The organism is Chryseobacterium cucumeris, from assembly GCF_016775705.1.
In the GTDB taxonomy this organism is placed as follows: Bacteria; Bacteroidota; Bacteroidia; order Flavobacteriales; family Weeksellaceae; genus Chryseobacterium; species Chryseobacterium cupriresistens.
Map to the genome: position 1 here is coordinate 4040374 of NZ_CP068760.1, position 15611 is coordinate 4055984.

The following is a 15611-nucleotide window of genomic DNA, read 5'->3' on the forward strand; positions in this document are numbered from 1 at the left end:
AAAAAAACGACACATACTAAACATATGTTTAACAAAGTATTGAAAGAAACTATCAATGGAATTTAACATTTCATTTAGAATTGATCTAATACTTCGTATCTTTAACTCATTAAAAAAAGACCCAATGAAAATTGAACAAATATATACGGGCTGTCTGGCTCAGGGTGCCTATTATATTGTATCAGAGAATGAAGCTGTCATTATTGATCCTTTAAGAGAAGTAAAACCCTATCTGGATCGCCTGGAAAAAGATAATGTCACTTTAAAATATATTTTTGAAACTCATTTCCATGCTGATTTCGTATCCGGACATTTGGATTTAAGCAAGAAAACAGGTGCTCCGATTGTATACGGACCTACTGCTGTTCCGGAATTTGACGCTATTATTGCTGAAGATAATCAGATTTTTGAGATAGGAAAAGTGAAAATAAAGGTACTGCACACACCGGGACACACCATGGAAAGTAGTACTTACCTTTTAATAGACGAAAATGGTGTTGAAACGGCAATTTTCACAGGTGATACATTGTTTCTGGGAGATGTAGGAAGACCGGATCTTGCCCAAAAGGCGACTAATCTTACCCAGGAGGATCTTGCGGGAATTCTATATGACAGTCTTCAGAGCAAAATCATGCCATTGGATGACAGCATCACTGTTTATCCGGCTCACGGCGCTGGTTCTGCCTGTGGAAAGAATATGCAGAAGGAAACTGTTGATATTCTGGGGAACCAGAAAAAAAACAATTATGCTCTTAACCAACCGGACAAAGAGTCTTTCATCAGAGAAGTTCTGGATGGTTTAACAGCTCCACCGAAATACTTCGGAATGAATGTCGCTTTAAATAAAGGTGGCTATGAAAGTCTTGATGTTGTAATGAACAAAGGACTACAGCCTGTTGAAGCGGAGGACTTTGAAGCTTTGGCGGAAGAAACAGGAGCATTAATTTTAGATACAAGAGGAGCTGCGGACTTCCATAAAGGATTTGTCCCCAACTCTATCAATATAGGACTGAAAGGAGATTTCGCCCCATGGGTAGGAACTCTTATTGTAGATGTAAAACACCCTTTATTATTAATTACTGATGAAGGAACTGAAGAGGAAGTGATCACCAGACTAAGCAGAGTAGGTTTTGATAATGTGATAGGATACCTGAAAGGCAGTTTTGAAGCATGGAAAAATGCAGGTAAGGAAACGGATGAAATCAAAAGAATTACTCCGGCTGAATTTGCAGAACAATTTACAGCAGACGCTACAGTAATTGATGTAAGAAAACTTACGGAGTATTCCGCAGAACACATTGACAATGCTTATAACAAGCCACTAGACACTATCAGTGACTGGGCTCGTACCATTGATGATTCTGAACATTTCTTCCTGCACTGCGCAGGTGGGTACAGAAGCATGATTGCCGCAAGCATTCTTAACTCACACGGAATCAGGAATTTTACTGAAATAGAAGGTGGTTTTAACGGGATCAAAAAAACGGAAAGACTGCCAACTACCGATTTCGTATGCCAATCTAAGACCCTGTAAGATCATGAAAATTCAGTTTTCCGGATTAATTTTAGTGTTAGCTTTTATGCTAAGTAGCTGTAAGACATCACCTACAACAGCAATTCCTACTGCCAGCATTAAAGAAGTAGTCAACAGTCCTGAGGTAACACTGGTAGATGTCAGGATTCCGGAGCAGTATGCTGCAGGAACAGCAAAAAATGCGATCAATATTCCTTTGGCAGAGATTCAAAACAACATAGAAACTTTAAAAGGAAAAAAAGTTGTTGTATTTTGCAATAAAGGAATTCAGGCAGATCAGGCTATGGAAATTCTGAAGAAAAATGGTGTGGAGGCTTATGATGGTACAACCTGGAAAAATGTAAAAGCGATTCAGGACGAAACAAACAAAAAAGCAAACTAATACAACCCAATATGTCACAAAAATTTCAGGAAATTATAGATTCCGAAAGACCTGTTCTGATAGATTTTTTCGCAACATGGTGCCAGCCTTGTAAAGTACAGTCTTCGGTATTAAATACGGTAAAGGAAAACATTGGCGAAGGGGCCAGAATTTTAAAAGTAGATGTAGATCAATATCCCGCATTGGCTGCTCAATACGGAGTGCGCGGGGTTCCTACACTGGCCATTTTCAAAAAAGGAGAAATGCTATGGAAGGAAAGTGGTGTTCATGATGTGAATACCCTCACCCAACTTTTACAACAATACGCTTAAAACTGTGATTTTTCACAGTTTTTTGCTTTTTATAATTTCCGCAGATCGCACAGATCTCCACAGATAATTACGCTTGTTTTTCTTTATATAGAAATTAAAAATCTGTGAAGATCTGCGAGACCTGTGGGGAAAATCTAAAACTCAATAGAAAAAGAATCACGGTCATTCAAAAACTGGAAATGTTTTCTAAAGTCCTTCAATTCCTCCAGGTATAGTTCTGCAGATACGAAATTTCCCTGTTTCTGAGAAATTTCTTTTCCATCACCAAAGAAGCAGTGAGAACTTTCCTGATATAACAGATCATTTCCATCAGTTCCTATTCTGTTGAGACCAAATACAAAAGATAAATTTTCAATAGCTCTGGCTTTCAACAGATGCTCCCAGGCTCCTACTCTCTTCTCGGGCCAGTTGGCAACATATAAAATGGCATCATAATCATCATTATTTCGGGCAAAAACAGGAAATCGAAGATCATAACATACCTGAAGCAGGAAACGTATTCCTTTGTATTCAACGATTACTCTTTCTTTTCCCGGTGTGTAGACCTTATCTTCTCCGGAAAAAGAGAACAAATGCCTCTTATCATAAAAAGAGATTTCGCCATCCGGCTTCACAAAATACATCCTGTTGTAGAAGTTTCCATTTTGTTCTACCGGAGCACTTCCGCAGAATGCTGCATTTTTCTCTTTTGAGATCTTTTTCAAAAATTCCAGCGATTCATTATTCCTGTCTGATACTTCGGAAGCATCCATACAGAAACCTGTTGAAAACATTTCAGGAAGAAGAAACAGATCTGCCTCCACATTCAGCAGTTCACTTTCTATCCGTGCAAAATTCTCAGTTTTATTTTTCCAGATGATATCTAAATTTAGCCCTGCAACTTTCATCTTTTATTCTTTTAAATTATTTCAAATATGAAGTATAAAAATACAGCTTTTATCTTTACAAAAGGAGAATTAAATGGTTGAAAAAGTAGTTTTCCACACAAAAATCGGGCACTATTTCTTAATAATGTATTAAAGTCAACCATTTTTATACTATTGCCGTTCTTTCGGTTTCATTTTTGATAGAAATATTTTTTATTATTATCCTTAAAATTAAAAATTTATGAAGAAATTGTTTTTTATGGTGGCGATCTTCTTTTTTGGTGCTATGGCTAATGCTCAGGCCTGGACAGGAAAGGGAGATCAGAAAATACAACTGGGGCTGAGCGCCTGGGGATATGGAACCGGAATTACGGGAACTTACGACTATGGACTCAACAAACTTATTTCAGTGGGTGCCGGGATCAATGGGTATTTTGACAATTACAAAGACAACGATAAGGATAATCGTGTTTTTGTTTTCGGAAGACTGAACTTTCATTTGCAGGAAGCCCTGAATCTTCCTTCAAAATGGGACATTTATCCTGGTGTAGACCTTGGAGTGCTTGGAAGAGACTTTGGAGTAGGCGCTCACATCGGAGCCCGTTATTTCTTCACAGAGAAAATTGGGGTTTTTGCAGAAGTAGGCAACAATGGCAGTCTTGGCGTTTCTTTCAATTTATAATCAAATCGTCTTTAAATATGACAAAGCTTCTCGTTTCGGGGAGCTTTTTTATTTGGCATAGTTTTGATAATTGTTACCTTTGCAAATTAAAATCTAAAATTTATTAATGGAAATAGCAATCAAACTTTTTCAGTTCATTCTGAGCATCTCTATACTTGTGCTTCTTCATGAGCTTGGGCATTTTTTACCGGCAATATGGTTCAAGACCAGAGCAGAGAAGTTTTTCCTGTTTTTTGATCCTTACTTCTCCATATTCTCCATGAAGAAAATCAACGGAAAATGGCAGTATAAATTTTTATCAAAAAACTTACCGGATTCTGAAGTAATAGAAGTGAACGGAAAGAAGGAAGAAGTTCCTATCGATATATCAAAACTTCCGGACAACGACTGGAGAAAACACCCTGAGCAAACAAAATACGGAATCGGCTGGCTTCCTTTTGGAGGATACGTGAAGATTGCAGGAATGGTGGACGAAAGTATGGATACTGCTCAGATGAAAAGACCGGCAGAACCTTGGGAGTTCAGATCAAAACCAGCCTGGCAGAGACTTATCATTATGCTGGGGGGAGTTACCGTTAACTTTTTTCTTGCGTGGTTAATCTACAGCTGTTTATCATTCTTCAACGGAGAAACTTATACAGATATTACAAAATTTAAAAATGGTATTGAAGCCACTTCTGCAGGAAAGAAAATGGGTTTCCAAAATGGTGACAAAATCATTAGTGTAGACGGAAGACCGGCAGAAAGACTTGAAAATACTTCCATCAATATCCTTTTGGGAGATCATGTTACCGTAAACAGAAACGGACAGGAAGTTACTTTCCCTGTCAATGCAGACGGTGTTGCAGATGTTCTTAAGCAGAAAGAAGCAAAATTATACATCTCTCCAAGGGTATCTATGGTTATTGACTCATTGGCAACTCCTTCTTCCCAGTCATCCGGACTGGCAAAAGGTGATAAAATTGTAGGAATCAACGGAAAGAAAGCGGCATTCTTTGATGAAGTAAGCACTCTTTTAAGTGAAAATAAAGGAAAAACAGTTTCTGTGGATGTTGAAAGAAACGGAGCTGTACAGACATTACCGGCAGTTTCTGTGGACAAAAACGGAAAACTGGGGATCGCCATTGATACCAAAAGCATAGCAAAAGATATTGTAACGAATAAAAAGTATTCTTTCGGAGAAGCTATTCCAAGAGGATTCACAAGAACTATTGAAGCATTAACGACTCAGGTTAAGCAGTTCAAAATCATGTTCAATTCTAAAGTTCAGGGGTATAAAAACGTTGGAGGGCCTATTGCTATTGTAAAGAATATGCCTGTAGATAAGGATGCGGATGGAAGCGTTAAAATCAACTGGGTGGCTTTCTGGAGCTTTACAGCAATGTTCTCCGTATGGCTGGCATTCCTGAACCTTATTCCGATTCCGGGACTTGATGGTGGACACGTTTTATTTACTTTATATGAAATTATTGTAGGAAAACCTGTTCCTCAGAAAGTTTTGGAAAACGCACAGATGATTGGAGTTATCTTCCTGTTAGGATTGATGTTACTGATCTTTGGAAGTGACATCTTCAAAGTATTTATGGGTAAATTATAATTTTTTTAAAATTTTTCTTAAAAATATTTGTAGGGTATAAATATTCGTCCTATATTTGCACCACTTAAAACAAAGGACATTCCTCCTTAGCTCAGTTGGTTAGAGCATCTGACTGTTAATCAGAGGGTCGCTGGTTCGAGCCCAGCAGGAGGAGCAGAAAGACTTACAGAAATGTGAGTCTTTTTTTGTGGCTTAATCTGACGAATTGTACAACTGCACTATACAATAACCATGTGCAACTTACTTTCTGTTTCAACGAATATTATTCGGTTTTCCAGATGTTTCATGTAACTATTTCCGTAATAATTCGACTATTATTGGAAGAGTTATTCAAACTGAGAAAATTTTCTTCAGATCAGTATTTCTCTGCAACAACAAAGAATAATAAAATCAATATATCGTATTGCATAAATACCCCATTCTACCATGAAGAAAACTATTATTTCGTTATTAACAGCATTTTCTATTGCAGGGATTTCGGCACAGGAAAAGTCTTATTTTTTATCAGGTCCCTCATTAAGTCCGGATGGAAAAACAGCTTATTTTGCATATGACGGCGATATCTGGAAAGCAGACTCTAATGGAGGAAACGCTTCAAGAATTACCGCTCTGGACGGAGAAGAAATTAATCCCCGTCTTTCCCCGGATGGAAAATGGCTTGCATTCAGTTCTAATCAATATGGAAATTATGATGTGTATGTAATGCCTGCAGGAGGAGGAACTATCAAGCAATTAACCTTCCATACCGGAAGGGATGAAATGGAAAGCTGGGCGTGGGACAGTAAAACGATTTATTTTACTTCCAACAGAAATAATAATTTCGGCAGCTTTAAAACTACAATTGAGGGGAAAACCCCACAAAAGCTTTTCAACAATTATTTTAATAATACCAATGGTCTTGTAGAAACTCCTTCAGGAGAATATCTTTTCACAAGTTCTTCAGAAAGTGCCCATCAGGTACAGCGTAAGCGTTATAAAGGAGAAAATAATCCTGATATTCTTGGATACAACCCAAAAAACAATTCTTTCAAACAGTACACCAACTATGAAGGAAAAGACTTCAACCCAAGTGTAGATAAAAATGGTATTATCTATTTTATTTCTGATGAAAATAATGGAGAATATAATCTTTATAAAATCGAAAATGGTAAAAAGACTGCCTTAACGAAATTTGAAACTTCCATTAAAAAACCATTTGTTTCAGCAGATGGTTCCAAAGTTATTTTTGAAAAGGATTACCAGCTTTATACTTATGATGTCGCCTCAAAAAACACAACTCCTCTCAACATCAGCCTGAATACCAACAAAACCCTGGAAAAAGCTCAGAATTTCAATGTGGAAAATAATATTTCCTATTATGACGTATCTCCGGACGGAAAAAAAATGGCATTCATAAGCCGTGGAATCATATTCGTTTCTGATATTGAAGGAAAATTTGCCCAGCAGGTCTCTGATGGAAAAGAACGCGCCATGGAAGTGAAATGGCTGAAAGATAACCGTACTCTTCTTTACAACCAGACTTATAACGGCTATCAGAACTGGTTTACTATTCCGGCCGATGGAAAAGGCAAGCCGAAGCAATTAACGGAAGATTCAAGAAATAACCGCAGCATCACACTCAATAGTGATCTTTCAAAAGCTGTTTATTTAAGCGGAAGAGATGAAGTACGATTATTGGATTTAAAAAGTTTTACATCTACAACTATTGTAAAAGACGAGATTTGGGCATTCCAAAACTCAAGGCCTTCTTTATCCCCTAATAACGAATATGTATTATTCTCGGCAAAAAGAAACTTCGAGCTCGATATTTTCATCTATCACATCAAAAAAGGACAGACTTTAAACCTTACCAATACCGGCGTTTCTGAAGAAGATCCTGTGTGGTCTCCAAACGGAAAATATATTTATTTCGCCAGCGACAGGACCAATCCGTCTTATCCTTTAGGCATGCAGAAATCCAACATTTACCGTATGGCTTTGGATTGGTTTGACGAGCCATTTAAGTCTGAAAAATTCGACAATCTCTTCACTGAAGAAAAGAAGGAGGAAAAATCTTCAGATAAAGAAAAAGACAAGAAGGATAAGAAAGAGGAAGACAAGGATAAAAAGGAAGAAAAAGAGCCGGTAATCAAGGAATTGAAGGTTAATCCTGATGACACTCTTGACAGAATTGAACTGGTTACCGACCGATATGGATACCAGGATGATCCAGCTGTTTTCGCTGATGATAAAAAAGAAATTCTTCTTTTCAATTCTAATCAGGACAATGGAAAAAGAAAGCTGTTTAAAAAGGTATTCACAGATTTTGAGCCTGCCAAATCTGAAAAAGTTTTCGATAAAGCGGCTTATTATCTAACCAAAAATGATAAAAACCTGTTTGCCCTGATAGAAGGTAATATTTACAAAACAACTGTAGCGGCATTAAAGCCTGAAAAGATCAACATCCAATACAGTTTTGATAAAGATCTGGCATCAGAATTTACCCAGATGTACGCTGAAGCATGGACAGGTGTGGAAGAAAATTTCTACGATGAAAAGTTCCATGGTATCGACTGGAAAGCTAAAAAGGAGCAATATGCCAAGTATCTTCCGTATGTTCATAACAGGAATGACCTCAGAATATTATTGAATGATCTTTTAGGAGAGCTTAATTCTTCACACACCGGATTTTCTTCTACCGGAAAGGAAGAAACCATGTTCCTGAACTATTTTACGAACGAAACAGGAATTATCTTCAAAAAAGACCAGCCCTACACGGTAGAAAGCATTCTGAGAAAATCCCCTGCTTACCGTTCCGGCGTTGATATCAAACCTGGAGACCAACTGACTTCTGTAAACGGGAAAAAGATTGATCTTAACGAAAATATAGAAACGTATTTCACAAGCCCTAAAAAACAGGATGAGCTGGTTCTTACCTTTAATCGTGATGGTAAAACGGTAACTACCAAAGTACATCCGATTTCTAATGGAGAATTAAAAGGCTTGCTTTACGACGATTGGATCTACAATAATCATCAGCGTGTAGATAAGCTTAGCAACAACCGTATTGCCTACTCCTGCATGAAAAACATGTCTACTGATGAGCTGGATCATTTTCTTCTGGACATGGTAGAACAGGAAAACAGAAAAGATGCTGTCATTCTTGACTTACGTTACAATACCGGTGGAAATGTGCATGATAAAGTATTGAATTTCCTTTCTCAAAGACCTTATTTACAATGGAAATACCGTGAAGGAAAAATAACAACCCAACCCAACTTTGCTCCTTCCGGAAAACCTATCGTCCTTTTGATTAATGAAGCTTCATTGAGTGATGCCGAAATGACTGCAGCCGGGTTCAAAGCACTGAAACTGGGGAAAATCATCGGTCAGGATACTTACAGATGGATTATTTTCACTTCAGCCAAAGGATTGGTAGACGGATCTTCTTACAGACTTCCTGCATGGGGAACCTACACATTGGACGGACAAAATCTTGAGAAAACAGGTGTAAAACCAGACATTTATGTTAAAAACACCTTTATGGATCGTCTTCAGAACAATGATCCTCAGCTGGAAAGAGCTGTTCAGGAAATACTAAAAGATTTAAAGAAGTAAAAATTTCAGAACAATAAAAAATAAAAAAGACTTACATTGCTGTAGGTCTTTTTTATTTCTTTTAAAAAAAACAGGTCTAAAAATTCCATTGCTTACAGCTTAGAATTTATACCATTCCGAATAACGTCTGCCCATCGCAAAAAATATTTAAAATTTAATTTATTGAAAAATAAATCAATAGCTTCTTTCGATGAATATTCAAGAATAAAAACTTGCTTGGTATGGATATTCATACTATATTTGCACCACTTAAAACAAAGGAAATTCCTCCTTAGCTCAGTTGGTTAGAGCATCTGACTGTTAATCAGAGGGTCGCTGGTTCGAGCCCAGCAGGAGGAGCAAAAAAGACTTACATTTCTGTAAGTCTTTTTTCATTTTATAAGTTCCACAAAAAAACACCGAAATGATCTTAAAAATTTTCACTTTCACGTTGTTTTAACGCTCTGATTATTATATTTTAAGCATAAAAAATTCCCGGTTAATTTTTAATCAATACATATATTATTTTCGCTACTTTTGTCGTTTTATAGGATAGAATAAAAATTTTTTATTTTTTTACCTGTTTTTTAATTAAACTGCATGCTTTTTGTTTATGCTAAATGCCTGAAGAAACAAATGATGTTAAACAATAACTCCCAAAAACACTATTTTTTATTTTTTTTCCTGATTCTCGCCGGTTCCGTATGTGCTCAAAACAAGGTCAGCGGTAAGGTGGTTGACGAAAAGAACAATAAAGAACTGAATAACGTTGATATTTTTATCAACAATGATAAAACACCTGCCTTAACGACAACTTCGGGCAATTTCATTGTTAAGTCAGACAGCATCATCCATCAGTTAAGATTTTCCAGAAAAAATTATACCACAGAAACCCTTGATATTACCCCTGAAAATGCTGACAATATTTTCGTACAGCTATCACAGGCTAAAGTAAGCGATATTCAGGAGATTGTTCTTCAAAGCGGAAAAACAAAATATAAAAACAAGAAAGAAAATCCTGCTTATGCAATTATGCAGAAAGTGTGGGCGCAAAAAAGAAATAACGGACTGGAAAAATTCGATACTTATTCATATAAAGAATACGAAAAAACACAGTTTGACCTGAATAATCTTGACAGTGCGTTCATGAAGAAAAAGATTTTCAATAAACTTGATTTCATTTTCAGTTATGCAGATTCTACTGCGAGTGGAAGACTTGGTCTTCCTATCTTCTTGAATGAAGCCGTTTATGAAAATTATGGCAAAAACAGGCCGGACAAAGACAGTAAAAGAACACTGGTTGCTCAAAAGACCTCAGGTTTCCAAGACAATCAGGTCATAACGGTTTCTGCTAAAAACTTATACCGTGATATCAATATCTACGACAATACCCTGAATTATTTCGATATCGGATTCCAGAGTCCTGTTGGAAGTGACGGTTTCAGCACCTATGATTATAGTCTTATGGACACCATTACGATTCGTGGGGAAAAAGCCTTCCAGATAAGATACCAGCCAAAGAGAAAAGATGTCCTTGCATTTCAGGGAAACCTTTATATTGATACCGATACTTATGCCGTTTTAGGAGCAACATTAAAGTCAACACAGAAGATTAACGTCAACTTTGTCAACAGTGTGTATACTCAGGTAGAATATGACAATCCTGATGATGCTACGTTTCTTCCCAAAAAACTGGTGACAGAATTTGAAATGAGCCCTTTCTCAAAGAAGAAAGGCGCCAAAAGTATCATCGCCAAAAGATCGGTAGATTACTCCGATTATCAGTTCAACAAACCTCTTGATCCTAAGGTATTCAAACGTACCGAAGAAGAGTACGAAGATAAATTTACCAATAAAGATGATGCTTACTGGACAAAAGTCAGACCTGACACCTTATCCAAAGCAGAACAGGGCGTTTACAACATGCTTGACCAGCTTCAGCAGACCCCGAAATTCAACCGGATGGTAAAACTGTTTGAAACTCTTGGCTCACGTTATTATAATGCCTTTAAAGGAATAGATATTGGTCCTATTTTCTCAATTTATGGAAGAAATGAAGTAGAAGGGGACAGAATAAGATTAGGAGCAAGAACTTATTTCGGATTGAATGATACCTGGAGAGCACAATTTTATACAGCTTATGGCTTCAAGGATCAGCAGTTTAAATATGGAGTAGAGGCAAGATATATGTTCAATAAGCTTAACCGTTTTATGATTGGTGCAGGAACCAGCAGAGACATTGTTCAGCTTGGGGGACAGCTTACATCTGGTGATGGAGTTACGCCGCAATCTTCATCTACCAGTACCTTTTTTGCAAGAGGAGAAAACATTTCCTTAAGTTCTGTAAATAAGACAAGTATTTTTGCAGCTATTGAGCCATGGAAAAACTTTCAGATAAGAATAGATGGAGTGATGCAGAGTATTAAATCTGCTATCCCTGAGAAATTCAATCTGATGTATTATAAAGACGGCCAGCTAAGGAAAACTGTTAATGATTCCCATGTTACTATCAGTTTAATTGCCAAACCTGGTGCAAAATTCTCACAAACCGGTATTGACCGTTATCAGGCGAGAAACCTGGCACCAACCATCGTTTTAAGATACACGCGAGGTATTGAAGGTTTGTTTAATGCTGACTTCAATTATGACAAGCTTCAATTCATGCTATACAAGCCGTTTTTGATTGGAAGTATGGGAAAACTAGTGGTTAATTTCGAAGCTGGAAAGAACTTCAGTACAGTTCCATTGGCATTACAGAATATTATTCCTGCCAACCTTTCATATGGTCTGGTACCAAATACTTTCTCCCAGCTTAATTATTATGAGTTTGTGACGGATGCCTATACTACACTTCAGCTTGAGCATCATTTTAACGGTAAAATACTTTCTTATATTCCATTGATTAAAAAGCTGAAATTGAGAGAAGTTGCATTTATCAGAGGAGCCTACGGAACATTAAGCGATGCTTCCAAAGCAATCAATGTAGAAGGTTTTAAATATTCTGCACCAAGCGAACATATCTATTATGAATACGGATTCGGAATAGAAAATATAGGAATCGGAAACCTGAGAATCTTCAGAGTAGATTTTAACTGGAGAGGAAATTATCTTGACAAACCGGATATCTCAAAGTTTGGCGTTAAAGCAGGATTCCAGGTAGGATTCTAAAGTAAATATACCATATAACAGATTCGGCGGCTTCAATGAAGCCGCCGAATTTTTTTTAAAGCTTATATAATAAGGACTGCCTTGATGATTAAAAGCACTCGCAACCTTCTACATCAAGCAGGCAACGCATTTGCTGCTCCTTTGTCAATCCGCACCATACACTACATGATGTAATTGGTTTTGCCGGACACCACACTTCTCCGCCGTTAATATTTCTCAGACTGGCTTTGGTTAGTTTTCTTAAATTTTTCATGATTGTTTAGTTTTATTTACTGCCTACTCTATTTGCTTTTCGGCTTCCGCAACTATTTTAAAGCATGTCAGTTATCAAATATAAACATATTTCACCAAAAAAAGAATTTTATAAAAACAGTATGACTAGTCCTGAAAAAGGTTGACTAGTTTAATATTTCAAATATACTTAAATCAGAGTAGGAATTTTCCTATTCTGATTTTGTTTTTTGTATGTTTTTAATTTCACGTTATTTTTCATATGCACTTGGAATAAAGAAGTGAGGACATTTCTAAAGCACAATATACTTCCTGAGTTATTTAGCCAAAACTGTTCTCTCACCCCTTTTGCTTTGTATGTAAATTTATTCTTTTGCAAACATAGGAGCCAAAACTTATAACTATATTCTTTAACCACCCCGTCAAAAATTCAGAGAATTTTTGACACCCCTCCGGTGGAGGCGAATTTCCAGGTTTACAATTTCGCATTTCTGCAAATCAATAATATTCTTGTCATTGCAATAGCATTGCATCCCAAAACTTATGAAATTTGTCCAAAACTATTATCATTATGACAGATTTCATCAGATTCTTCATTCCCTTTTATTTTACTATTTTTTTTACTGTTTCCTTTGTGGGAATAAGTTACAGAATCGCAAAACGGATTGGTAAAAGCCCTAACGTCCTTCCCAAAGATGATTCTGCCTACGGATTGGTAGGATTATACTTTAAGCTGATTTTGTTAGCCTTGTTTATCTACACAATACTTTTGTTACTCTTCCCGGAAGACATTTTTCCGGCTTTTAAAATCAATATTCCGGAACCTGAAGCTTTAAAATATATAGGGCTTGTTATCATGATTTCTGCTTTGATTTGGGTGATTACAGCACAACTGCAAATGAAAAACTCATGGCGTATTGGTATCGATAGTACAATGAAAACAGATTTGATCACTCATGGTTTATTCAGATTTTCAAGAAATCCCATTTTTTTTGGAATGACTGTGAGTTTGTTTGGTTTTTTCCTTGTTTTTCCTACTGTCATTACTTTTTCTTTTCTTCTGACGGGAAATATTTTAATGCAGATTCAAATCAGGCTTGAAGAAGAGTTCCTGCTAAAGGAACACGGAGAAATTTATGTGATCTATAAAAAGAGAGTGAAGCGTATGCTGGGCTATTAATTAAACTAATGTTAAAAACAGTTTTGCTGAACTTTTTTGTATCTTTGGCCGGTATAATTTTAAATAAGAAACATGTCGTTACAACAAACTATTGAAAATATCTGGGACAACAGAGATTTATTGCAGAATGAAGACAGCCAGAAGGCAATTAGAGAGGTTATTTCTTTGGTTGATAAGGGTGAACTTCGTACAGCAGAGCCTACTGAAAATGGATGGCAGGTAAATGAATGGGTGAAAAAAGCGGTAGTAATGTATTTTCCGATCCAGAAAATGGAAACTATTGAAGTAGGTCCGTTTGAATTTCATGACAAGATGCCTTTAAAGAGAAATTATGCTGAAAAAGGAGTGAGAGTTGTACCGCATGCGGTTGCCAGAGAAGGAGCTTATATTGCTCCCGGAGTAATTATGATGCCTTCTTATGTAAACATTGGAGCTTATGTAGATTCAGGAACAATGGTAGATACATGGGCAACAGTAGGAAGCTGTGCACAGATCGGTAAAAATGTTCACCTGAGTGGAGGTGTTGGGATCGGTGGAGTATTGGAGCCGTTACAGGCAGCTCCGGTAATCATTGAAGATGACTGCTTTATCGGTTCAAGATGTATCGTTGTGGAAGGAGTTCACGTAGAAAAAGAAGCTGTATTGGGTGCTAATGTAGTATTGACCGCTTCTACAAAAATTATCGACGTTACAGGAGATACACCTGTTGAAATCAAAGGAAGAGTTCCTGCACGTTCAGTAGTTATTCCAGGAAGCTATACAAAACAGTATCCGGCTGGAGAATATCAGGTTCCATGTGCTTTGATTATCGGTCAGAGAAAGGAATCTACAGATAAGAAAACATCTCTGAATGACGCATTGAGAGAGAATAATGTAGCCGTTTAAGATTAATATTTTAATCTAATACCACAATCTTGAAAGAAAAATTTCTTAAAATACTATTAAACCCTAAATATATATTTGGGGTTTATCTTATTATATCCGTTGTTACAGCAATTTCCAAATACCTGAGAGGAGATTATGCGATCAATAATTATCTGATTTTTAAAAATGTATTCTTTAATACCATTCATCAGAAAAACTTATTTATCCATTATCCTGATCTTTATTTTGATCTGAATCATTATGGTGTATTTTTCAGTGCATTGATCGCGCCGTTTGCCATGATGCCGGATTGGCTGGGAATCTCACTCTGGAATATTGCCAATACTTTCATCTTTATCTACGGAATTTATAAACTGCCGTTTTCAGACAGCAAGAAAGCGATTTTCGGGCTGCTTTGTCTTCAGGAATACATTACAGCAGCATTAAGTCTTCAGTTTAATGTAGCGTTGACAGGACTTTTGCTGTTATCCGCAGTATATATTTACGAAAGAAAAGAAGTAAAATCTGTAACCGCAATTTTAATTGGAGTATTTGTGAAAATCTACGGGATTGTTGGATTGACACAGTTTTTCTTTATTAAAAACAAAACTAAATTTATTCTTTCAGGAGTTGTTATTGCCCTATTATTTTTCGTGCTTCCTATGGTGTATTCAAGCCCGCAGTTTGTGATTCAGTGCTACTCAGACTGGTTTCAGTCTATTGTAGAGAAGAATAATGAAAATCAGGTTCTTGGAAATATGCAGGACATCTCTTTAATGGGCTTTGTAAGAAGAATTTTGGGAGATGCATCTATTTCAAATCTTGTATTTTTAGCAGGCGGACTACCACTTTTTGCTTTGCCTTACATCAGAATTAAACAGTATAAACACTACGCATTCCAACTGATGATTCTGGCTTCAACATTACTGTTTTTGGTATTGTTCAGTTCCAGTTCAGAATCTCCTACGTATATTATTGCGGTGGTAGGAGTGCTGATCTGGTTTTTCCTTCAGAAAGAAAGAACACCATTGATCATTGGATTGTTGATTTTTGTTATTATTTTTACCTGTTTCTCAACTTCGGATCTTTTCCCGAAATTTGTAAAAGAGAATTATATTATCAAATATTCTTTAAAAGCCGTACCTTGTATTGTGATCTGGTTGAGAGTAACTTATGAACTTCTGACTAAAGATTTTGAGAAAAATTACAGCCTGAATTAA

The 15611-nt window shown here is 36.6% G+C and carries 12 protein-coding genes and 2 tRNA genes; 12 read left to right on the forward strand and 2 right to left on the reverse strand.

Translation table 11 applies throughout. The features are described from left to right. Nucleotides 1–124 precede the first annotated feature (124 nt). Genes JNG87_RS18005 through JNG87_RS18015 form a run of 3 tightly spaced genes read left to right on the forward strand, consistent with a single transcriptional unit; the run spans nt 125 to nt 2227 of the window. Nucleotides 125–1534, forward strand: a complete 1410-nt coding sequence (locus JNG87_RS18005) for an MBL fold metallo-hydrolase (RefSeq protein WP_202840112.1) — start codon at nt 125–127, stop codon at nt 1532–1534. Between the two features lie 4 nt (nt 1535–1538). After that, a complete protein-coding gene (locus JNG87_RS18010) occupies nt 1539–1916 on the forward strand; it encodes a rhodanese-like domain-containing protein (protein WP_202840114.1) in 378 nt (125 codons plus the stop codon). Nucleotides 1917–1927: 11 nt separating this feature from the next. After that, on the forward strand, nt 1928–2227 hold the full coding sequence (locus JNG87_RS18015; RefSeq protein ID WP_202840116.1) for a thioredoxin family protein: 300 nt from the start codon (nt 1928–1930) through the stop codon (nt 2225–2227). 134 nt (nt 2228–2361) lie between these two features. Here JNG87_RS18015 and JNG87_RS18020 read toward each other — a convergent pair whose 3' ends face one another. Next, complete coding sequence (locus JNG87_RS18020) at nt 2362–3114, reverse strand: nitrilase family protein (RefSeq protein WP_202840118.1); 753 nt, start codon at nt 3112–3114, stop codon at nt 2362–2364. 220 nt (nt 3115–3334) lie between these two features. Between JNG87_RS18020 and JNG87_RS18025 the strand changes: the two genes are divergently transcribed. From JNG87_RS18025 to JNG87_RS18050, 6 genes are all read left to right on the forward strand, one after another. After that, entirely contained in the window at nt 3335–3775 is a 441-nt protein-coding gene (locus tag JNG87_RS18025) for a DUF6646 family protein (protein WP_202840121.1), read from the forward strand. A 106-nt stretch (nt 3776–3881) separates the two neighbouring features. Next, nucleotides 3882–5372: an RIP metalloprotease RseP gene (gene rseP, locus JNG87_RS18030; protein WP_202840123.1), complete on the forward strand. Its 1491-nt coding sequence runs from the start codon at nt 3882–3884 to the stop codon at nt 5370–5372. Between the two features lie 80 nt (nt 5373–5452). Beyond that, nucleotides 5453–5526 (forward strand) — tRNA-Asn (locus tag JNG87_RS18035). 272 nt (nt 5527–5798) lie between these two features. After that, a complete protein-coding gene (locus tag JNG87_RS18040) occupies nt 5799–8969 on the forward strand; it encodes a S41 family peptidase (protein ID WP_202840125.1) in 3171 nt (1056 codons plus the stop codon). Nucleotides 8970–9234: 265 nt separating this feature from the next. Continuing rightward, nucleotides 9235–9308: transfer RNA gene (locus JNG87_RS18045), tRNA-Asn, on the forward strand. A gap of 279 nt (nt 9309–9587) precedes the next feature. Beyond that, nucleotides 9588–12116, forward strand: a complete 2529-nt coding sequence (locus JNG87_RS18050) for a DUF5686 family protein (RefSeq protein ID WP_410668106.1) — start codon at nt 9588–9590, stop codon at nt 12114–12116. Between the two features lie 88 nt (nt 12117–12204). On the opposite strand, the gene JNG87_RS18055 is transcribed toward JNG87_RS18050, so the two are convergent. Beyond that, a complete protein-coding gene (locus tag JNG87_RS18055; protein WP_171006347.1) occupies nt 12205–12369 on the reverse strand; it encodes a bacteriocin-like protein in 165 nt (54 codons plus the stop codon). Nucleotides 12370–12918: 549 nt separating this feature from the next. Between JNG87_RS18055 and JNG87_RS18060 the strand changes: the two genes are divergently transcribed. The 3 genes from JNG87_RS18060 to JNG87_RS18070 all read left to right on the forward strand — a co-directional run bounded on the left by JNG87_RS18060 (nt 12919) and on the right by JNG87_RS18070 (nt 15611). After that, the gene (locus JNG87_RS18060) at nt 12919–13527 is read left to right on the forward strand and encodes a methyltransferase family protein (RefSeq protein WP_202840128.1); all 609 of its coding nucleotides are present in this window, start codon (nt 12919–12921) and stop codon (nt 13525–13527) included. Nucleotides 13528–13599: 72 nt separating this feature from the next. Beyond that, nucleotides 13600–14412: a 2,3,4,5-tetrahydropyridine-2,6-dicarboxylate N-succinyltransferase gene (locus JNG87_RS18065; protein ID WP_089691708.1), complete on the forward strand. Its 813-nt coding sequence runs from the start codon at nt 13600–13602 to the stop codon at nt 14410–14412. A gap of 29 nt (nt 14413–14441) precedes the next feature. Then, nucleotides 14442–15611: a glycosyltransferase family 87 protein gene (locus JNG87_RS18070; RefSeq protein WP_202840129.1), complete on the forward strand. Its 1170-nt coding sequence runs from the start codon at nt 14442–14444 to the stop codon at nt 15609–15611.